General features: G+C 37.9%; 18 protein-coding genes and 1 tRNA gene. 7 read left to right on the top strand and 12 right to left on the bottom strand.

What is annotated here, in order from left to right; genetic code table 11:
• Positions 1–17: 17 nt before the first annotated feature.
• From F933_RS02515 to F933_RS02495, 5 genes are all read right to left on the bottom strand, one after another.
• Entirely contained in the window at positions 18–470 is a 453-nt protein-coding gene (locus F933_RS02515) for a hypothetical protein (RefSeq protein WP_005058242.1), read from the bottom strand.
• Positions 471–625: 155 nt separating this feature from the next.
• A complete protein-coding gene (locus F933_RS02510; protein ID WP_005058241.1) occupies positions 626–1,522 on the bottom strand; it encodes a recombination directionality factor in 897 nt (298 codons plus the stop codon).
• 99 nt (positions 1,523–1,621) lie between these two features.
• Entirely contained in the window at positions 1,622–2,764 is a 1,143-nt protein-coding gene (locus tag F933_RS02505) for a YqaJ viral recombinase family nuclease (protein ID WP_005058240.1), read from the bottom strand.
• A gap of 170 nt (positions 2,765–2,934) precedes the next feature.
• Positions 2,935–3,984 (bottom strand): DUF932 domain-containing protein, encoded by a 1,050-nt coding sequence (locus tag F933_RS02500; protein WP_005058238.1) that lies wholly within the window; start codon positions 3,982–3,984, stop codon positions 2,935–2,937.
• Between the two features lie 63 nt (positions 3,985–4,047).
• The gene (locus F933_RS02495) at positions 4,048–4,365 is read right to left on the bottom strand and encodes a hypothetical protein (protein ID WP_005058237.1); all 318 of its coding nucleotides are present in this window, start codon (positions 4,363–4,365) and stop codon (positions 4,048–4,050) included.
• Between the two features lie 799 nt (positions 4,366–5,164).
• Here F933_RS02495 and F933_RS02490 point away from each other — a divergent pair.
• On the top strand, positions 5,165–6,286 hold the full coding sequence (locus tag F933_RS02490) for a hypothetical protein (protein WP_005058235.1): 1,122 nt from the start codon (positions 5,165–5,167) through the stop codon (positions 6,284–6,286).
• 112 nt (positions 6,287–6,398) lie between these two features.
• Entirely contained in the window at positions 6,399–6,908 is a 510-nt protein-coding gene (locus tag F933_RS02485; protein WP_005058234.1) for a hypothetical protein, read from the top strand.
• Between the two features lie 68 nt (positions 6,909–6,976).
• Here F933_RS02485 and F933_RS02480 read toward each other — a convergent pair whose 3' ends face one another.
• The 3 genes from F933_RS02480 to F933_RS02470 form a co-directional block, all read right to left on the bottom strand.
• Positions 6,977–7,906, bottom strand: a complete 930-nt coding sequence (locus F933_RS02480) for a hypothetical protein (protein ID WP_005058232.1) — start codon at positions 7,904–7,906, stop codon at positions 6,977–6,979.
• Between the two features lies 1 nt (position 7,907).
• The gene (locus F933_RS02475; RefSeq protein ID WP_005058230.1) at positions 7,908–9,242 is read right to left on the bottom strand and encodes a YagK/YfjJ domain-containing protein; all 1,335 of its coding nucleotides are present in this window, start codon (positions 9,240–9,242) and stop codon (positions 7,908–7,910) included.
• A 216-nt stretch (positions 9,243–9,458) separates the two neighbouring features.
• Positions 9,459–9,632 (bottom strand): helix-turn-helix transcriptional regulator, encoded by a 174-nt coding sequence (locus F933_RS02470; protein WP_228127864.1) that lies wholly within the window; start codon positions 9,630–9,632, stop codon positions 9,459–9,461.
• Positions 9,633–9,781: 149 nt separating this feature from the next.
• Between F933_RS02470 and F933_RS02465 the strand changes: the two genes are divergently transcribed.
• Positions 9,782–11,131 (top strand): hypothetical protein, encoded by a 1,350-nt coding sequence (locus F933_RS02465; protein ID WP_004801557.1) that lies wholly within the window; start codon positions 9,782–9,784, stop codon positions 11,129–11,131.
• 445 nt (positions 11,132–11,576) lie between these two features.
• Here F933_RS02465 and F933_RS02460 read toward each other — a convergent pair.
• Positions 11,577–11,666 (bottom strand) — tRNA-Ser (locus F933_RS02460).
• A gap of 85 nt (positions 11,667–11,751) precedes the next feature.
• On the bottom strand, positions 11,752–13,782 hold the full coding sequence (locus F933_RS02455) for an NADPH-dependent 2,4-dienoyl-CoA reductase (RefSeq protein ID WP_005058226.1): 2,031 nt from the start codon (positions 13,780–13,782) through the stop codon (positions 11,752–11,754).
• A 291-nt stretch (positions 13,783–14,073) separates the two neighbouring features.
• On the opposite strand from F933_RS02455, the gene argG reads away from it, so the two are divergent.
• Positions 14,074–15,417, top strand: a complete 1,344-nt coding sequence (gene argG, locus F933_RS02450) for an argininosuccinate synthase (protein WP_005053217.1) — start codon at positions 14,074–14,076, stop codon at positions 15,415–15,417.
• Positions 15,418–15,613: 196 nt separating this feature from the next.
• On the top strand, positions 15,614–16,297 hold the full coding sequence (locus tag F933_RS02445; protein ID WP_005058225.1) for a pirin family protein: 684 nt from the start codon (positions 15,614–15,616) through the stop codon (positions 16,295–16,297).
• Positions 16,298–16,342: 45 nt separating this feature from the next.
• Here the strand turns inward: F933_RS02445 and F933_RS02440 are convergent, their stop codons facing one another.
• The gene (locus F933_RS02440) at positions 16,343–16,564 is read right to left on the bottom strand and encodes a hypothetical protein (protein WP_005058224.1); all 222 of its coding nucleotides are present in this window, start codon (positions 16,562–16,564) and stop codon (positions 16,343–16,345) included.
• 783 nt (positions 16,565–17,347) lie between these two features.
• Here F933_RS02440 and F933_RS02435 point away from each other — a divergent pair.
• Together F933_RS02435 and F933_RS02430 are read left to right on the top strand one after the other, a co-directional pair.
• Positions 17,348–17,980, top strand: a complete 633-nt coding sequence (locus F933_RS02435) for a glutathione S-transferase family protein (protein WP_005058223.1) — start codon at positions 17,348–17,350, stop codon at positions 17,978–17,980.
• Between the two features lie 148 nt (positions 17,981–18,128).
• The gene (locus F933_RS02430; RefSeq protein ID WP_005058222.1) at positions 18,129–18,770 is read left to right on the top strand and encodes a hypothetical protein; all 642 of its coding nucleotides are present in this window, start codon (positions 18,129–18,131) and stop codon (positions 18,768–18,770) included.
• 250 nt (positions 18,771–19,020) lie between these two features.
• Here F933_RS02430 and F933_RS02425 read toward each other — a convergent pair whose 3' ends face one another.
• Positions 19,021–19,527, bottom strand: a complete 507-nt coding sequence (locus F933_RS02425; RefSeq protein ID WP_005058219.1) for a hypothetical protein — start codon at positions 19,525–19,527, stop codon at positions 19,021–19,023.
• Positions 19,528–19,534 lie beyond the last annotated feature (7 nt).

Here is a 19,534-nt window from a genome sequence, read left to right as displayed (position 1 = left end):
TTTTTTGTATATAAAAATCAATTTCTTAGAACAATAAGAGCTTTTGTATAGGTATAAGAATTACGTAAAATAAATATTCTTTTTCTAAAGTCAAATACCCGAATCTGATGTTCAGATAACTTTAGGAACAGAAAAATAAGAGCAGTGATAAAACTTAGAATAAACACAGGGTCTATGCTTAGATCACTATCAGAAGAAATAGGCTTCACCGAGTGATGGTAGATTGGCTCATCAAAATTCTTCCAAGTGTGTGTTTCTACATCATGATCAGTCATACTTGTAAAAGAATCACCTGAGTGCTGCAAAGACCAATGACTTGATGCATCATCTTCCACAACAATACTTAATTCATGTTGGTGTTCAATATTTTCAAGTAAAACAGGTGCCCACGCATGAACTCCCGTAATTGTTATCGTAAACAAAAACAGGATAAATGCGAGTATAAGCTTAGACAACCTACTTGAACGCATGACGATGGACATACTTCTGATTTGCTAACAAAATACTAAAAAGCGTTATTAAAGTAAATCCATCTCTCAGATATTCTAGAAGTGAATATCTTCTTATCTACAGACCAAAATCTGCAAAAAAAGAGTACGAGTACTCTTTTCTAATTAAATTCATTTCAATTCAAAGCCTGCACCGACTGCTGCAACCCTTTCTGAATATCCTGAACATGAGTGAGATCATAAGATTGTTGATGCTGCTCTGGCTTCGTTTCATCCGTATAAAACTCCTCAACAATATCCAAGCCCTCTTCACCACCCACCTCAAAACTGGCATTGCCATAGCCCTGCCGTGCCACATGATCTAAAGCTTCCTGATAAAACCCTGCTGCCTTACTTTGCTCATCTATCTGTTTGGCTGAGCTAATTGCATCTTTCAGGTTTATGCCATCCCTTAAGGTTAAATCCACGTAGTAGATCGGCGTGCGATAGCTTTGCGTGGTGCTCTTGCCTCGTAAAGTGAGTTGCAATGGCAGGCACGAAAGCAAATCACCCGATGCGGCATGGTAATAACGCAACCGTGCCGCCAAAGTGCGGATACTGTTAAAGCCTGTGGTTCTAAAGATGAATGTGCCAAACTCATCCGATTCATCCAGATTGACGTAAAGTCGTCCGTAGGGCTTGCACAATCCACCTTGTGCCAATGGGCATAAATCTGGAGATGGACATGGATGTTGCTCAATCCCATGTTGTCCAAGTCGCTGACAGCTTTCACCGTTGCCTGAGCAAATTAAACGTCCAGTTTGGCGGTCAAATAGGCTGTACTCTGCTCTTAAGTTGAGATCAGGATCATTGAAGATCATCCGTACAGGTATGGTTCTGAGTTTTTGGTTTTGTGCTTTAGCTCGTAGTTGTTCATCCAGTGGATGCTTGACCCATCCATCTTTTCCTTGAATTTGACTGGTAATGGTAAATTGGTCATCCTTTTCAGGGAGTCGTTTACCATTCTTTTCGATGATCTTTCCGATACTGATACGACCTAAAACTGGTGGTGTAATTGCTAAACCTTTAATCATGATCATTTCCTTTAAATAAAAATTGGGCATAAAAAATCCCACACCTTTTGAGGTATGGGATCAGTTGGTTTAGTTGAATTTGGGATATGCGTAGCTGTCTTATCCACCATTCGGATAAATCTGAAAGCGTCGTGTTCCTGCTTTGGTTTGCGGAAACTGCTGTAGGTATTCAGGATGCTGTTTCAATAAGGACTTACTGTCTAGGCTGATCGAGTCCTGCGATTTCTTCCATGTGACAGAGCCACCTGTAAATACCGCTCGCTCTGCTTCTTTCATCAGTATTTGCAGTTGATGTTTGAGTTCATCAAAATACTGTTGATGCTGCTCAACCTTATGTCGCTCCTCAAGCAATTGGTTAAACAGATAGTTGGCTTGTTCATTTTGGGTCAAGTCTTCCACCAATAGTGGAATCTGCTCTGGGTAGAGTTGTTGCAAGGCTTTGGCTGCTGAATCTGACGCATCTACACTCGGTGGAATATCTGATTCCACACATTGCCAGAAGTGACGTTCCGCATTAATGATGTGCTGGATCACGGTTTCGTTGCGTGTCACTTTATAGATTTTGGTTTCATGTCCACAGATCAAGGCACAGATATGCGCTGCCTGTTTGCCTGTCACGGCTAATTGATGCTGAACTTGGCAGAGGACATACAGTGGTACACCATCTCTCCATAGTTTTGAGCCATATTCTCCAACGGTTTTACATTCCAAAATCTGCACTTCGCCATTGCCTACCACGGCATAATCCAAATTGGCGAGCATAAAATACTTGTCTTCATCAGGATGTTGCAGCACCGCATTGACTCGACGTACTTTATGGTTGGTATGCATGCTGTAGTATTCTGCCACCAACGGCTCAAGCTGTTTACCCCAGTACAAAGGCGCATAGCCTGCACTTTCATCTTCAATGTTTTGTTGCATCCGTCCTGTCTTAATCATCCATAGTTCGAGCATCGACATATACGGATTCAATCCACATGCAGTTGCTGCATCACTACTGCCAATGCCCTGTTTGCGAACTTCAAGCCATTGTTGGTAATTGAGCTGTTTAGTATTGGCAAGACGTTTGGCTACAGGGGCTTTGGTTTTTCGTGGCTGTTTGTTCGGTCGGTCACGTTTGCTTCGAGTTCCCACCTCAACTTGCTGAGTCGGTGAGTTTTGGGTGGGTGGATTCAGGTTTGGTGAATAAGGTTGTAAAGGTGGATGATTTAAACTGTTTTGAATTTGAGTATGGCTATGCATATTGAATATTCCTGTATGAGTAGAATCGTAAAAGCTAAATTTCGGGCATAAAAAAAGCCACATCTGGAGAATGTGGCGAAAGGTGTTGCTGTGCTTGTACGGCTTGCTTTACCGTATGCTTAGGCTAAATAAATGGGCTTAAATAAAACTGAATGAATGGTATAGTTTTCTTAACCCACCATTCGAAGTGCCTGTTCCAAACCGCGTTGTTTAATCGCTGCCCCTGCGCCAAACCAAGCAGAATCAAGGCGGTGATCGGTACTCATGGCGCGGCGTTCATGGTCGGTGAACTCGGTAATCGCGCACAATAATCCATAAGCGGTATCCTTAGCTGAACTCAGTTCTGCCCCACGCCCATGTCCGTTAAACATGGTCATGACTTTCGACATGGCACGTCCGTTTGGTTCGGTTTTATTGTCTGCTTTGGATGGGTTTATTTGAGTCGCTGTTGCAGCATTACGGTAAAACTGGATAATACTTTCATCCTGTTCAGCCATACTCAGACTGGTATTGTTAAACACCGCATCAAAATAAGCTGCTGCTTCCTGTTGGGTGACTTTACGTTGGCTCAGTTGTTTCATTTCATACATGTGTTCATCCCATGCGCGAACTGAAATACCCAGTTGCTGTTTGACTTTCTCGGCATCAAACTTAGTGCTGTGTGGGACTTTCACCACACCTGCACTGGTGTGCTGTCCTTTGAGGGCAATGGCTAAAGTGTTGTTACAGACCACTCGAATACTGGTGAATTGTGCAGTAGTGGCGAGTGTACCATCACAAGCAGTTGCCAATAAAATGTAGCCATTGCTGACATCCTTGCCTTTTAAGGCTGAGCTTTGTCCTGTCCGTGCCAATGCCCAGAATTTCTTGCCACCTTTCAGCACCCCTGCTGTTTCCAGTTCAAAGCCTGATTGTTCGGTCAGGTCTTTATAGAAGTGTAGGATTTCCATCGGTTGCACTTCCTGAAAGCGTTGGCTGACCACCGATAACGGTGCATGAGTATCAGAACGGTAAAGTACACGCTGTTCTTCAAAAGGCATGATGATGCTTTGTCCCTTTTCATTCTGAGCCATGTAACTGACATCCGAGGATTCGATGCGCCAATCCATTCCTGCTTGTTGTGCCCAGACCTCGATGGGTTGGTTTGGGGTAAGTTCATTGCCTAAACCATGCCAAGGGGTTTGTCCTACAAATGCCATTGTTTCAACTAAATGTGCCATAAGAATAATTCCTGTATTAATTTTAAAATGGGTAAAGCGTTAGATTTAAATTTTGCTGAATACTCAATTGCGTAAATTTGGGCTAAAGCTGCGGTCACAGTGATTGCAGTAATACTGTCTGCAATAGATTGGTTGTAGTGGTTGTTGCTGTTCATCTTCAGTGATCAACATCCAGATACCTCCGATCAGCACCCCAACGATTGCACCTGCAATCGGAGGAATGTTTAGACTTTTAGAAACACTCACTCCTAATGTGGCAAGTGCCATCGGTGACATCACACTGTTAGAAATTGGATTGTTAGTTGAGGTGCTGGGTAAATGTTGGGGTGATTGCAGTTGTACCGTCTCTCTGGACTGGCAATAAGGACATGGCAAACTCATTGTGGTATTTCCTGTAAATGAATAAAAAAGCCTGCTGGGAAAGCAGGCAAAATGATTGCTGTGTATGTGAAACGTTTATTTGATGCTGTCTCGAATGGAGAGGCATCGTTCTCATTTAGATGCTATGTATTTGTATTTTTTTAGAATGCGTTTTTATCATCATTTTTTAGTGATTTTTGAATACTCGGTCTACAGATCAATTGACCTGTTTTTTATCAACGATTATGATGCTAGGGCTGACCTACATCGTCAGTCGGTTTTGACAGACCGTTTACAAAAGGCGCACAACAAACGCGATATGGGTTTTTGTGCGTTCTCTTAAGTCACGCCTTTATGGTGAGGCTAGGAGGGGCACGCTTGCGTGCGCTGATTTCCTTTTGTATCAGTCTGTCAACCCTTCTAGTCTTGCCACCATTATTTGACAGTAATTTGGTAAGACTACTTCTCATTACAAAAGGAATAGTCAACCATGACGCAATTTACTGTGCTTTATTCCCCTGCACTTTCCCCGCCTCTTCGACATTTTATTCCGATTCATTTATCACACGCTTTCGCTGTGTCCTGATTGATTCAAGGCATCCATCCGCTGCTGTTCCTTTATGGGGTTATTCAACAGTGGTGCTTTGTGCTGGATAAAAATCATGGAATTCGTCACACAGCTTATTTGGCGTGTCCTTATTGTGCTCAGTAACAGCATAGCTAGAGCCTATGACAGCCAAGCAAAATGTATTTGAAATTACAGTCAATTTCATAATTCATTTTAAAAAACTTTAAAAATATTGGATGGGGAAATAAGAGGATGAAATACGTTTCAATTGCACTGCTCACCAGCCTTGCGTTGGTCGGCTGCTCAAAACCACAACAAGATAATGTACAGAAAGAAGAACTATCTCAAAAGATTGAAAAAATATCATTGAATGATGAAGCCCCTGCACAGGCTGTTTCTTCTCCATTGATTATCGCTCGAAATGAAATTACACCTCCGCTCACCAAAACAGGTGAAAGCTTTCAGGAATTAATAAAAGATGAGGGATATTTTTCCTTTTATCCGCCGTATAAAACCATCTCTGGATTGCAGATGTTTGCTGAAAATTCGGATGTGGCTGACTATTGTGCAAACTGTGTGCATTTCCAGACCGTTCTGAATGATTTAAGAAATGTACTGGCTTTAAAAAACAATCAGGTTTTAGTGATCGGACATACTGGTCAACAGTTTCCAGCATTCACTTTTGCTTTAGGTGATGACTATTCTTTGCGTGCAGCGCATGATACGGCAATCAATTATATAAGATCGACAATGCAGGTGACTCCACCGCAAAAAGATCAATTTGAGAGTACAGAACAATATCAACAACGTATTCAGACACTTCAAAAAGAACTGGATACTAAAAATGCCCATCTAAATTATGACTTGAAGCTTTTAGAACTTAGTTTAAATGCTACGTCTGGTCAAAGTCTGTTTATGCCAAGCAGCTATACACCGAATGATCGACCAAATGGTCCGATTGATAATTTTGTTTATTACGATGCTGACTCGAAACAATTACATTTTGAGAATATGAATTTCGCATCGGATCTTATTGTGAATTTCACCGCACCATCCACGCCAGAGTTAGCACAAAATATTATTACGGCTGATGGACAAAAGTATGTCGGTTACATTTTCAACTTCAACAACCATAAATTGGAATTAGATAGCTTAGTCATTTATCAAACTAACAATACTCAAGCTGATTCTGCAAATGAACCGATCGCAATCCTTGAACCAAGTACCATGTCCTTTCAACGCAAACATTTCAACGGCATAGAAAATGCCCGATTAAAGAAATTTGATGTGTCGCTGAAAAAACCAATTCCTTTTGATTTCACTCTGGATAACTACACGCCGATCCAGAAGGTATTTAAAAAGATCGATGAGTAATTCCCACTTTTATAAAAGTAAGAAATTGATTTATCTAGCAATTAAATACACAGAGTTGGGCTTTCGCCCAACCCTGTAGATCACAATATTCAATTAAATATAGGCATGTGTAATGAATTTTATTCCATCTATTGTTTTATACAGTATGCTGCTACTGACTTTAACCGCATGTAATTCAGGCAACGATGTACCAAAACCCAAAAATACTCAGACCCAAACAAGTGAGAATAGCACTGCTGATGCGACTGAAACGCCTCAACAATCCGAAGATGATTTTCCAGCCGTTGATAAATCCTTTCTGGAAGATGAATCATATAATGCTGAAGAAGTGACTGAACCCACTGTGCAAGAACAGTTTGAAGTCCGTGTCCGTCGTGAGGAATCTCAATACTCCATGACAGGTTATAGCGATTTATTAAACATCATATCCTTGAACGATGCGCCAACCACCATTACAGGGGTTTTAATCAATCGTGGCAATTGTAGAAGCAAAGGTACTTATGATTACCAAAATATGCGCTATGGTTCTGTGGCAAAGGTCTATCTTGGTTGTTCGGCTGAATATGTGCGTGAAGTGACGGTTACCACCAATAGTGGTTTGACCTATACCTATAATTTTTAGAGATTTAATCACGGAAATTTACTATGGCAAAAAGGCGTTCTAATCAGAGCGCCTTGTATTTTAGAAACTTAATGAGTTGGGATGTTCCCTGTATAGCTTTGCCACAAATAGGAAATATGCTGACTCATATAGCGGTAAATCTTGAGTGGTTCATTTAGAAACTCAATCTGTTTACGCCAGTAGCTACGCATATCGTTGTCCGCAAAGTAACAGTGTTTTTCTTCAAGTAAATATTGAGCTTCTTGCTTAATCTCATACCCCTTATTTAAACAAGTCCCTTTCCATTCCTGCAAGATAAAATCGGAATATGGGGTCTCATCACCAATTACATAAATAATTGCTTGGACTGAGTAAAACCCATTCAGTGACTTAACAATACGCCATTGCACATCATACAACTTATCAGACAATACTTCCGATCGGTGTAATCTTTCCAGCCATTTACGAGTAAGTTTTGGTAATTTAACTTCAGCGTCGAATTGTAAAGGAATGGTAAAAATACAAGGCAAATCATAGAACATACAATTGATCTGCTTATGTTTGTCTAGACAGCGTTTAAACAGTGCCTTTTGAAATTTAATACTTTCATTCATAGGTTCAATAAATTTTGTATATTCCAGTGCAATCCGTCGTTTCAAGAACTTATATTTAAATTGACCATGAATACCCTCTGCATTCGCTATAAGGTAATTGATATTACCGTAATGAGAAAAACCTGCCGTATCAAGCATTGCAACCCAATAAGGGTTTAATTGGAATCCATGTAATGCCATACGATGGTAATGCAGCCACTGTAGGGAATTTAAGAATATACGATAATTCTTATCTATACACTTGGGCGCACGTTTATCCATAACTGCTAGTTTCCCATTTTCAATTTGGGCTGCATTTTGAATACTCTCTCGTAAAAATAAATGGGTATTAACATCTAGCATGAATGGGAGCATTGGTGTCTGTAATATATGTTGTACTTGAGGAGTCATTGCATAATGGGTCATTTCAAGCCTCCTTTTTTCCAGTATTTCCAACAGATTTCCCCATTTTTATTGCAACATCCTTAGCAATATTTTTACCAAAAACACGTATGAAGTAGGCTTTATCATTTCTAAGGTTTTGTTCATTTTCCTCATCCCGCTTAATCCTTTTATGCACAATGAATTGGTCTCTTTTGGTGATATAACGAATGGCTTCAATCAAATATTCGTATTTTTGTTTATCTTTGCGATGCAAGATGCCAATACCTACATCTCGATATTTGCCATTGTGGGCATCAAGATTACAATTATGGTAAGCCCCCTCAATACCAATCACCCTTTTCCAGACCTCACCAATCTGTTGTGCTAGCTTAATGTCCTGTGAGTGTTTACGACCATCGAGAAAGAAAAAACAGTGGTAGTGATAACCAGTTTTTTCGGCAAATTCCAATTTCCATAGATAGCCCAATATACGTAAATTTGAAGTCCGCTTTAAATAACGAAGGCATGTGATTAAATCTGCTTTGACTTGGGCAAGTTCAGGGTTTTGTGTTTTTCCATAACGAAAATCGACACGAGCAATGACAATTCTCGAATGTTTAGCCAGTATCGTATCTACACATTCTGTAGCGACCTTTTGCTGATATTGGGAACGTTCCATTCGTTTTTTCTGTTGGTATTTGAATTCCTTTTCTTGAGTTAGCAAATACAAACGTTCAATGAATAGATTAATTAATTCTGCATAACAAATTGAAGTTATTGTTCCATCAGTATTTCTTAGCTGAACAAGATCATTGGGATAATGTAGATAAAAATCAGCATGAAAATACCCCTTTAGAGTTTCGTTATACGCTTGCATAACAATCCTATGATGCTCACAATCATAATGCTCTAGGGGATCAAACCCTTGGATGAGTATTTGCTTTAATAATTCAATGAATTTTTTATCAATAGGCTCATACCATCCATGATACAGAGTGCCTTTGATCTTACGATAAGCCTGCACATAGTTGTGTTTTAAGATTTGTTTTACTAATTCAATTTCTGAGAATATTTTCTCAGCTTCAGGATTTGATCGAATTTCATATTGGTTATATTCAGTGTTGAAATCTAATAAGTAATCCAATGCCAATGAGCTTGAATGCTGATCGTCTGCTGCATTGAAGCATTCTTCATACATTGAATTGAGTAAAGACTGTTGCTCTTCCAATGGTGCTGTAATCTGAATGGGCTGATTAGATGAATCAGTATCAGTTATTTCAGTCTGCTGATTTAGAAAGTGTTCAGGTACTTGTGTTAAGTATTCATGTGCTAAAGCAGGTGTTTGATTATTACTCATAAGATAGGATGATTGATTCATAATAATGAACTTCTCTGTACGTAATTACACCTAACAATTTGTTAATTAAGTCAATTTATATAATAATTAATATTATTAGATATACTGATCATATAAGTAACACAAATGGTCAGGCGTAAAAATCACTGTAATCCCATGACCTCGAAATCAAGGAATTACAGTGTTATAAGGGTTAATAGGGTATGTGAGAGTTGTAAAGATATCTTGCTAATCTGGTTAGCTTTTTTTTGAATTGATCCAATCAATTATGTCCTGCTCTAACCAACCAACGGCTGATAGTCCCAATCTAATCGGACGAGGAAAAGACGAATCATATCTCTTGGATTTCGGGTTCATTTTGTCATACAGACTTGATTTACTTAAACAGACTAATTCTGTTACTCCTTTCATTCTAAGAATCTGATTTTTTTTGGTTTCTGAGGTTTGCATTGTTTACTCCGATTTAAACCTGATGTGGATGTCTTCGGATATAAATATGCTCTAGAATCCTCAGAAACATCAGCAAAACAAGATTCACAATTGTTAAGTAGCGTATTTAAATGAGTAATCCCGTCTTCGATCATGAAATTTACAGAATAGCTCACCCTGTAATGCAAAAATTAGTAAAGCAAGCTGTAAAAGCAAGAGAGTTTCAAGCAACTTTCCCAAATCTGTATAACGAGTTAATACGTATTAGGGATGTAATATTGAGGCAACTGGTCAACCTGCTAACTGAAAAATATAAAGAAAGAAAGTCACTACCTATTGAGCAAATCAAGATTGAAGTAGAGATAATTGTCTTTGGCAGACAGTTACTCAACCATGTAATGGGATATTGTCAAACAAGGCAATTAGTGGATGAAGATATATTTTTGTTAAACCATTTACTTCAACCAGATGAACTAACATCAATATTTGAAGAACTTTATTGCATATTTTGGGAAAACATCAAAAGTTATGAAGAATGGACACAATTCCCCAATTTTTCGACAAACCTCAAACGTATTTTGAACGAAAAGTATTTCTTACCTGACTTGTTACCATTCTGGGATATTAAATCTCTATTTTTGGATTATCTTAAAATTTATATTGAATATCATAATTTTAAGAATAGCAAAGATATAAAAGGCACAAATATAACTCAAGTCCCTTCATATCACGAAGTTAGGAATGCAATTAAAGGATTGAAAATTTATGGTACACCACTACAGAAGTCCACAAAATCATTTATTGGATGCTCTCCGTTAGATGCCAATTTGCCACCTTCAAAGTTCATAAATCTTCATCTAAATCTAGAAGAGGATGTTAGCAATCTGCCTGTGCTTTTAAGTAAATTTATACATGAATTTATGGCTACAAGATTAGATAATCAGAGAAATGGGACAGATGCCCAGCCTATTATTGACAATAAGGTTTCTGAAAAAATTCATAGCTTGAGCATCATTTTAGATGATTGTGCAAATTCACTTGAAGTACTCAAAAGAGCTGATGCAATTCTTACTGCGCTAATCAGCCTGATTTACTACGATAAAATTTTTGAAACAAAGATCAACAAGGGTAACATCCAGCAGTTTGAATCAGCGAATTATTCTAAATTTATGCTAAGTGAAATTCACGGCTCTGCAAACCAAACTATAATTGAGAATGCTATCAATCAAGATCGTCGCAACTCAATCAATCATACAGGCATGGATTATTTTTCCGATTTGTTCCAAACGCTTTATGAATTACTTGAAAATGATAAAGATATAAAAACCATAAAGCCTAAAAAAGCAACAATATTTATCACTTGTGGTATGAGGGACATACTTTATGAACATACATTTAGTAAAGCAAGTCTAAGTAAAGGTCTAAATGATATGGTGAAAAATTTATCACCAGAAAATTTATATGAGATCATCAATCTGTAAGGATGCAGACAACTTAACAGTCCGTATGATATACCAGTATCATCAAATTTATGGGTTTAACATCACTTACAAGCATCTAAAGAATATGGGTAGATTTATTTTTTTACAGTCTGCCCATAATTATGAATCGATAAAATCTCATAAACAGAATGTATAAGATCAAGAAAACTCATCCAAGATGAAAGTAAAGATAAGCAACAGTAAAAAACCAAATACAACAGACCATTCAAGCATAAGACCAAAGTGGATATTTGCAAAATTCCCCACCTTAAAATCAGTTTGGAATTCTACTAGAAATTTTCTTTCAACTAATATGATGTCCAAATAAGTAAAAAGATGTCTCTTTAGATATCACCTAATCCAATGTTTGATGAGGGGTAGGTTGAGGGGTAAAATCATAGATAAAAAACAAGCCCTTGTAAAAACAAGGGCTTATTTAAATATTTGGCGGAAGCGGTGAGATTCGAACTCACGGAGGACTCACACCCTCGTCGGTTTTCAAGACCGGTGCATTAAACCGCTCTGCCACGCTTCCATGTGCGTAAGAATACAAAGCTTGCCCTCTTTACACAAGAGAAATTTAACTGCAACGTATTCAAGTGCATATTGTTTCATCAGTTTTAGAGTTTAGCGGCTAATTCAGCACCATCTCTTATCGCACGTTTAGCATCTAGCTCAGCTGCAAGCTTCGCACCACCAATAATATGGTAGTTCGCCGACGTGTTTTCACCCTCTTTAGGCATCAGCTCTTTAACTGATTCCTGCCCTGCACATACTACTATCGTATCGACACGTAATAATTGATCATGACCATTGTGCTCAACCCATAGGCCCTCATCAGTTACGGCTTTATACTGCACACCACGCAGCATACGTACGGCATGCTTTTTAAGTTGCGCGCGATGCACCCAACCAGAGGTTTTGCCCAAACCAATACCTAATGGCGTTGTCTTACGCTGTAATAGATAAATTTGACGCACAGGTATTTCAACTTCTGGACGTTGCATTCCACCTTCAGAAATATAATTAGGATCTGGATCAACACCCCATTCACGTTGCCATTCTACTAATGGTTGTGGCTGTGGTTGGTGTGGTGGTTTTAATAAAAACTCTGATACGTCAAAGCCAATACCACCTGCCCCAATCACGGCAACTTTATGACCCACTTCTGCACCACGTAATACTTCAGCATATGACAACACTTGTGGTGCAGTACTACCTTGAATTTTTAATGCGCGTGGTACAACACCTGTTGCCACAATTACTTCATCAAAACCTTCACGTTCTAATTGCTCACGACTGGCTTTAGTATTTAAACGTACATCAACACCAGTCTGCTTGAGCTGAACTTTGAAATAACGAATCGTTTCATGAAACTCTTCTTTACCAGGCACAACTTTCGCCAAGTTAAACTGACCACCGACATCGTTATTGGCTTCAAATAACGTTACGGCGTGGCCACGACTTGCTGCAACGGTTGCAGCAGACATACCTGCTACACCACCACCAACAACAGCAATACGCTTTGGTTTCTTGGTTTTGATATAAACTAATTCTGTTTCATGACACGCTTGTGGATTGACTAAACAGCTGACACGTTCATTTTTAAAGGCATGGTCTAAACAAGCTTGGTTACACGCAATACAGGTATTAATTTCATCAACACGATTGGTCGCGGTTTTATTTACCCAATAGGCATCGGCCAAGAATGGACGTGCCATTTGCACCATATCGGCCTTGCCAGAAGCAATAATTTCTTCGGCAACATCTGGCATATTAATTCGGTTTGAAGCAATAACTGGAACAGATACGTGCTGTTTCACTGCTGCGGTATAATCCACAAATGCAGCACGTGGCACAGAAGTCACAATCGTTGGAACACGTGCTTCATGCCAGCCAATACCTGTATTTAATAGCGTAATTCCAGCTTTCTCTAATGCCTTTGCAACCACAATCACTTCTTGCATTGTGTTGCCATCATGTACCAAATCAAGTAAAGACAAACGGAATGCAATAATGAATTTTTCACCCACTTTAGCGCGAATTGCTTTTACAATTTCAACAGGGAAGCGCATACGATTGTCGATATCACCGCCCCAACGGTCAGTACGCTTGTTCACATGGCTGCTGAGAAACTGGTTAATTAAATAACCTTCCGAACCCATGATTTCTACGCCATCATAGCCTGCTTTTTTCGCTAAGCTTGCACAGCGCGCGTAATCATCAATTGTTGCTAAAATCTGAGAATCAGACATTTGACGCGGTTTAAATGGATTAATAGGCGCTTGAATCGGTGAAGATGAAACCGAAAATGGATGATAACCATAGCGACCTGAATGCAAGATTTGCATTAAAATTTTTGCGCCATGCTTATGCACTGCATGAGTCACTAAACGATGATGAGGAATATCTGCCAAACTATTCATCGTTCCGCCCGCAGGGAGTAACCAACCCTGACGGTTTGGAGAAATACCACCTGTGATGATCAATCCAACTCCACCCTTTGCTCGCTCACCAAAATAAGCAGCTAGTTTAGGATAATTAAAAAAACGATCCTCTAAACCTGAGTGCATTGAGCCCATTACGACACGGTTTTTAATAGTAGTAAAACCTAAATGTAATGGTTTTAAGATATTTGCATAGCTAGTCATGGTATTCCTTCTATAATTTTGGCTTTGCAACTTGTTGCATAGTACTTTAACTGAATTTTTATATGAGTTTATGACTCTTTTTGAGAAAATGCTGACACTAAAGTCAAAACTAATGTAACGAATATGCTTTTCAGCTTAAAAATTAAAAACAAAATGAATTAGAGCATAAATTTTTTGCTTAGTTTTTTTTTGACGAAAACAAGCTTAATGAAAAGTGTTACAATAGCTCCGATTTTTTATTCTCCAAGACTACCGATTAGGGGTCTTTACTAATAAACGTTAGGACAAGCAATGACTGATAATGCAACTATCTTGCAGCACGTACCTGTAGGCAAAAAAGTTGGGATTGCCTTTTCTGGTGGTCTCGATACTTCAGCAGCTTTATTGTGGATGAAACAGAAAGGCGCAGAGCCTTATGCATATACTGCAAATCTGGGTCAACCTGATGAAGATGACTATGATGCTATTCCAAAGAAAGCTGAACAGTACGGCGCAGTCAAAGCTCGATTAATCGATTGTCGTTTACAACTTGCACTTGAAGGTATTGCTGCAATTCAATGTGGCGCTTTCCACATCAGCACTGGTGGTGTACCTTACTTCAATACCACACCTTTAGGTCGTGCAGTTACAGGTACGATGCTTGTAACGGCGATGAAAGAAGATGATGTCAATATTTGGGGTGACGGTTCGACTTATAAAGGCAACGATATTGAGCGTTTCTATCGTTACGGTTTATTGACCAACCCTGCGCTTAAAATCTATAAGCCTTGGTTAGACCAAACCTTTATTGATGAGTTAGGCGGTCGTGCCGAAATGTCGCAATTCCTCATCGACAACGGTTTTGACTATAAAATGTCAAAAGAAAAAGCGTATTCGACCGATTCAAATATGTTAGGTGCGACGCACGAAGCCAAAGATTTAGAATACCTTAATGCAGGCATTAAAATCGTAGACCCAATCATGGGCGTTGCATTCTGGAAAGATGATGTAAAAATTGATGCTGAAGAAGTATCAATCACATTTGAAGAGGGCTTCCCTGTTGCTTTAAATGGTCAACGTATCGAAGATCCAGTTGAATTCATTCTTGAAGCGAACCGTATCGGTGGTCGTCATGGTTTGGGGATGTCTGACCAAATCGAAAACCGTATTATCGAAGCAAAATCTCGTGGTATTTATGAAGCACCAGGTATGGCTTTGTTGCATATCGCTTATGAGCGTTTAGTAACTGGTATTCATAACGAAGATACGATTGAACAATACCGTATTAACGGTTTACGTTTAGGTCGCCTACTTTACCAAGGTCGTTGGTTCGATTCACAAGCGCTTATGCTTCGTGAAACAGCACAACGTTGGGTTGCTAAAGCCATTACAGGTACAGTGACTTTAGAATTACGTCGCGGTAATGACTACACGATTATGAACACTGAATCTCCTAACCTTACTTATGAAGCTGAGCGTTTAACCATGGAGAAAGGTGATTCTGTATTTACGCCAATGGATCGTATCGGTCAATTAACCATGCGTAACCTCGACATTACCGATACTCGTGCAAAATTGGGTATCTATACTGAAACAGGTTTACTTGCAGTTGGCCAAGGCTCTGCGATTCCACAATTAGAAAACAAATCAAAATAAAAGATTGGTAAATTAATTTACCAACTTAAAAAGGCTGAATATTTTTATTCAGCCCTTTTTTATTTTATCCAAGAAAATAGAAACTATTGAATCATTGCATTTATAGAACAATATGTCGCAATTAAAGACTATTTATCGTCATTATGAATCGATAATATAAGCATTAAGCAAAACACAATAATTTGGGAGATGAAAGATGAATGCTTATCTACATCGTAGTGAAAACCGTGGTCATGTCAAAGCAGGTTGGTTAGACACCTATCATAGCTTTTCATTTGGAAGCTGGTATAACCCGAAATACATGGGCGTCAGTGCACTTCGCGTGATTAACGACGATACAGTTGCTGCGCATAATGGTTTCGGCACTCATCCCCATGACAACATGGAAATCTTGACCTGTGTACTTGATGGCACCATTTCCCATAAGGACAGTATGGGTAATGAAGGCCAAATCAATGCCGGTGAATGGCAGTTGATGAGCGCTGGAACTGGGGTCACCCACAGTGAAATGAACAAGCATGATAAAGCGGTGCATCTATTACAGATATGGATTCAACCGAATGTACAAGATACTGAACCAACCTATCAGCAAATTCAACTCAATCCGAAAGATCACCCAAATCAATGGCACTTGATTGCTGGTGATGAAACCGCGCCAATGCTGATTCGCCAAAATGCTGAAGTCAAAACTGCAGTGATTGAGAAACATCAACATTTAGAAATTACAGCACGGAAAAAAGTGAATTATGTACATGTAATTTCAGGTGAAGTAATGATTGCCGATCATTTGGTTAAAGCTGGTGACGCTTTAGTATTTGATGAGACGGCAACCATTACAGCATTGCATGACAGTCAAATGATCTGGTTTGACCTGCCTTAAACTCAGTTTAACTTGTACCCCTTACCCCAAGGGGTACAAGTTTTTTTAATCATTACTGCTACTACTATCGCAACTACTTGAGTCAGCATTAGAACCACTATTATCTATACGTTGATCATTATTGTCCTGAAATGAATCGCAGTTGGATGTTGTAGAAGTATAAGAGTGGCTATAATCAGAATTATCCTGTGTATCATCTGTTTTCTTTGCAAAGAAAATTAATAAAACTAAGCCAATCACGATGACCAAAATAATAAACATCAGCATCACAATCCCCTATTGCTACCCCAATCTTTATTTCACACTAAAGCCTAAAGCTTCTTCAAACCTAATTGGCATTAAAAAAGCCCGATTAACGGGCTTTTCTACAACCTTGAACATTTTTAAAAACGATCTGAACCGTTTCGTTCGTTGTTAGCTGTGTATTCAGGTTGTCATATCTTTGTTCATTTAGGCAAGATTTCTCTTGAATCCCAAATAGTATATGACTTCCTTATTGTTTAAATTATCACCAATATTTGTTTGGGTCAAGATAATGTAGGGTGACAAATACAAATAAACTTTAATAAAGAACTTACAAACTGTTTTATGCTCCTAAGTCCCTATATTTTGGTAAGTGTAGGCTCGAACTATTAACCTTTACGATTTAAAGATTGCATCAAACCCAACCTAACAAATTACATTATATAAAAATAGTATGCATCATTTGACTGAAAATCAGGTCAAAAACCACTTTCCTTACTTCAATAAAATCAGAATTTTACAATTTTATTCTCCAAAAATTTCTAACATTTTTCGATCAAAAATCAAAGTCTGCTCTATAAAATTCTAGGATGAAATTAAAATAATTTTAACTTTCATTTAAGTTAAATTATATTGATGAGCATTCAACTTTCTCTGTAATGCCTCTTTCTCAGCCTCATCAATATAGCCCTAGCTTGAATTGTTATTTATAAGTAGATAAACAGCACTATCAATTGACTTAAGGGTATATTTGAAACCGTAGAATTTGGGAGAATTTCCCATAAAGTTTTTAAGATAGGAATCAACATGATTACATTGCATCACTTAGATCAATCACGATCTTTCCGCATTTTGTGGTTACTAGAAGAAATCAAACAACCGTATCAATTACAACGCTATTACCGTGACAAAACAACTCATTTGGCACCTGAGTCACTAAAAAACATTCACCCTTTAGGAAAATCCCCTGTAATTGAATGGCAAGGTAAAGTCATTGCAGAATCAGGAGCTATTGTAGAATTACTGATTCAAAAACTTGCAACACATCTAGCACCCGATACAAATGACGCTACTTATGCAGATTACCTACAATGGATTCACTTTGCAGAAAGCTCTGCGATGGTGCCATTTTTATTAAAAACGTTTAATCAAATAGAAACTAAACACGGCACAAAATTAGTATTTCTAGAAAACTATACACAAATTGAATTTGATAAAGTTTTTGGTTATTTAAATGATTATTTAAATGATAAATTATTTTTGGTGGACGATCGTTTAACTGGCGCAGACTTTATGATGGGATTTGCTCTTCACGGGTTAATTCATCATATGAAACAAGGTGAAAAATACCCCCATATCAAAAGCTATGTCGAACATTTGAGCTCGCTACCAAGTTGGAAAGCTGCAGAAAAAATTGAACAAGATGGTGTAGTGATCTAAAAAAGATAAGAATAGTTAAGGTACGTTTCCAAAAACTAGCCTGTGAACTAAGCCCTCTTATGAGGGCTTTCACAAATACAATTAAGATGATTGTTTATCGGGTGGAAATGGCAAGAATTGCCCGAACAAGAAATAATAAGGAAAGAACATGAAGTTTAATTTTTCGTTTGATTTGGCAATCATCACTTCTTTGATCGCCATTTTTCTATTTGTATCTGGTCAATCTTATTTGGGAGGGTTACTACGTCCCTTCTATGTAGATCCAGTCGTCCTAAACTTTAGCGTTCAAGATAAAATCTATTGGGGATTTCTGAAAGCATTAAGCCCTTTAATCGCTATTTTCCTAACTGGAATAGGTCTTTATGTTTTACGATATGTTTATGTTTCTCTAGATTTAGATCAAACAATAGTTGATTTTTTACGACGGAAGATTAAGTTTCGCTTTAAACATGAAGTTAAACCTCACAATTCTAGTCAAATAGATGAATTAGAAAAGAACTATACAACTTTTACTCTTTATGTATCTCTAATCATAGGTTGTTCAGTTGTAATATTTACATCAATTCTTGATACACAAGAAAAAGGCAAGAAAAATGGTATGGACATTCTCGCCAATATTAATGAATTACCTTTAGTCAAAATTACTGGCTCTGAAACCGATTTAAAACAATACCGTATCTTATGTGGCTCTGCCTTATGTGCCGTCATTGATGAAAAGAAAAATGTCTCTATGGTTGAACCAAAAAATGTTGTGTATTTGAGTTCTAATTTTGATAAGAAAACATCTTAACGGATAAAAAATATGTCTGCATTTTTGATAATTATTGGATTCATCTTAGCTTTTTTCGGAGTGATCTTTGGTCCACATATATTTCATAGACATATCAGAAACACCCAAGAAGCTAAAGCGATGGGCTTTTTATGTATGCTTCCTGGAATGTTTGCTGTGATGCTTGGCTTTTATTTGAAATGAGAATCTGTAGTATCTATATATCGTTGAATCGAGCACTTCAAAAAGGGCTTTTGAATTATAATTTTCATTATTTTTCCTCAGAACATAAAATTATAGATTTTGTTTGTACCAAACTCTCCTGAACATTGAAACCATTCAAAATATCCTCTCTCAATGAAGCAATCCCTTGAAGCGTTTCGATAGCAACTTTAGGACCTGGAGTTGACTCACTATTTATGCTTGTCAACATTCCTTTTTCTAAAGTTACTCCAAATTTGCTACTTTCAAAAAAAGCAGGATCATAATAAATATAATATAATTGCGAATAATCAGCTACAGGAATTTTATCTATACGTTTATCAGGTTTGCAATATTTTTTAGAGCTTTCCGATTCATACATAGAATGTGTAATTTCACCAGTTTTTGGATTTCTTATACGATCCAATAAAACAGTTTTTTCTTGGATTTTATATCCATAGAATGGAATTCCCAATACTTTTTTATTGGATTCTATGATAGGATTTTTTACTGTATAAACATTTCCAGAACACCCATTTAAAATAAAAATAGCTATAATAAATATTAATATTCGCATTCCAAAA

It is taken from the genome of Acinetobacter beijerinckii CIP 110307, assembly GCF_000369005.1.
Lineage (GTDB): Bacteria > Pseudomonadota > Gammaproteobacteria > Pseudomonadales > Moraxellaceae > Acinetobacter > Acinetobacter beijerinckii.
The sequence above is the reverse complement of the archived record's forward strand: the minus strand, read 5'-3'. Positions and strand labels throughout refer to the sequence as shown.

Excerpts from the sequence above, each read along its gene's own strand:
- F933_RS02490 (WP_005058235.1), top strand. The coding sequence starts at position 5,165 with ATGAAATACGTTTCAATTGCACTGCTCACCAGCCTTGCGTTGGTCGGC.
- F933_RS02485 (WP_005058234.1), top strand. The coding sequence starts at position 6,399 with ATGAATTTTATTCCATCTATTGTTTTATACAGTATGCTGCTACTGACT.
- F933_RS02505 (WP_005058240.1), bottom strand. The coding sequence starts at position 2,764 with ATGCATAGCCATACTCAAATTCAAAACAGTTTAAATCATCCACCTTTA.
- F933_RS02515 (WP_005058242.1), bottom strand. The coding sequence starts at position 470 with ATGCGTTCAAGTAGGTTGTCTAAGCTTATACTCGCATTTATCCTGTTT.
- F933_RS02440 (WP_005058224.1), bottom strand. The coding sequence starts at position 16,564 with ATGCTGATGTTTATTATTTTGGTCATCGTGATTGGCTTAGTTTTATTA.
- F933_RS02445 (WP_005058225.1), top strand. The coding sequence starts at position 15,614 with ATGAATGCTTATCTACATCGTAGTGAAAACCGTGGTCATGTCAAAGCA.
- F933_RS02465 (WP_004801557.1), top strand. The coding sequence starts at position 9,782 with ATGAGTAATCCCGTCTTCGATCATGAAATTTACAGAATAGCTCACCCT.
- F933_RS02510 (WP_005058241.1), bottom strand. The coding sequence starts at position 1,522 with ATGATTAAAGGTTTAGCAATTACACCACCAGTTTTAGGTCGTATCAGT.
- F933_RS02480 (WP_005058232.1), bottom strand. The coding sequence starts at position 7,906 with ATGACCCATTATGCAATGACTCCTCAAGTACAACATATATTACAGACA.
- F933_RS02455 (WP_005058226.1), bottom strand. The coding sequence starts at position 13,782 with ATGACTAGCTATGCAAATATCTTAAAACCATTACATTTAGGTTTTACT.
- F933_RS02435 (WP_005058223.1), top strand. The coding sequence starts at position 17,348 with ATGATTACATTGCATCACTTAGATCAATCACGATCTTTCCGCATTTTG.
- F933_RS02500 (WP_005058238.1), bottom strand. The coding sequence starts at position 3,984 with ATGGCACATTTAGTTGAAACAATGGCATTTGTAGGACAAACCCCTTGG.
- F933_RS02475 (WP_005058230.1), bottom strand. The coding sequence starts at position 9,242 with ATGAATCAATCATCCTATCTTATGAGTAATAATCAAACACCTGCTTTA.
- F933_RS02430 (WP_005058222.1), top strand. The coding sequence starts at position 18,129 with ATGAAGTTTAATTTTTCGTTTGATTTGGCAATCATCACTTCTTTGATC.
- F933_RS02425 (WP_005058219.1), bottom strand. The coding sequence starts at position 19,527 with ATGCGAATATTAATATTTATTATAGCTATTTTTATTTTAAATGGGTGT.
- F933_RS02495 (WP_005058237.1), bottom strand. The coding sequence starts at position 4,365 with ATGAGTTTGCCATGTCCTTATTGCCAGTCCAGAGAGACGGTACAACTG.
- argG (WP_005053217.1), top strand. The coding sequence starts at position 14,074 with ATGACTGATAATGCAACTATCTTGCAGCACGTACCTGTAGGCAAAAAA.
- F933_RS02470 (WP_228127864.1), bottom strand. The coding sequence starts at position 9,632 with ATGAAAGGAGTAACAGAATTAGTCTGTTTAAGTAAATCAAGTCTGTAT.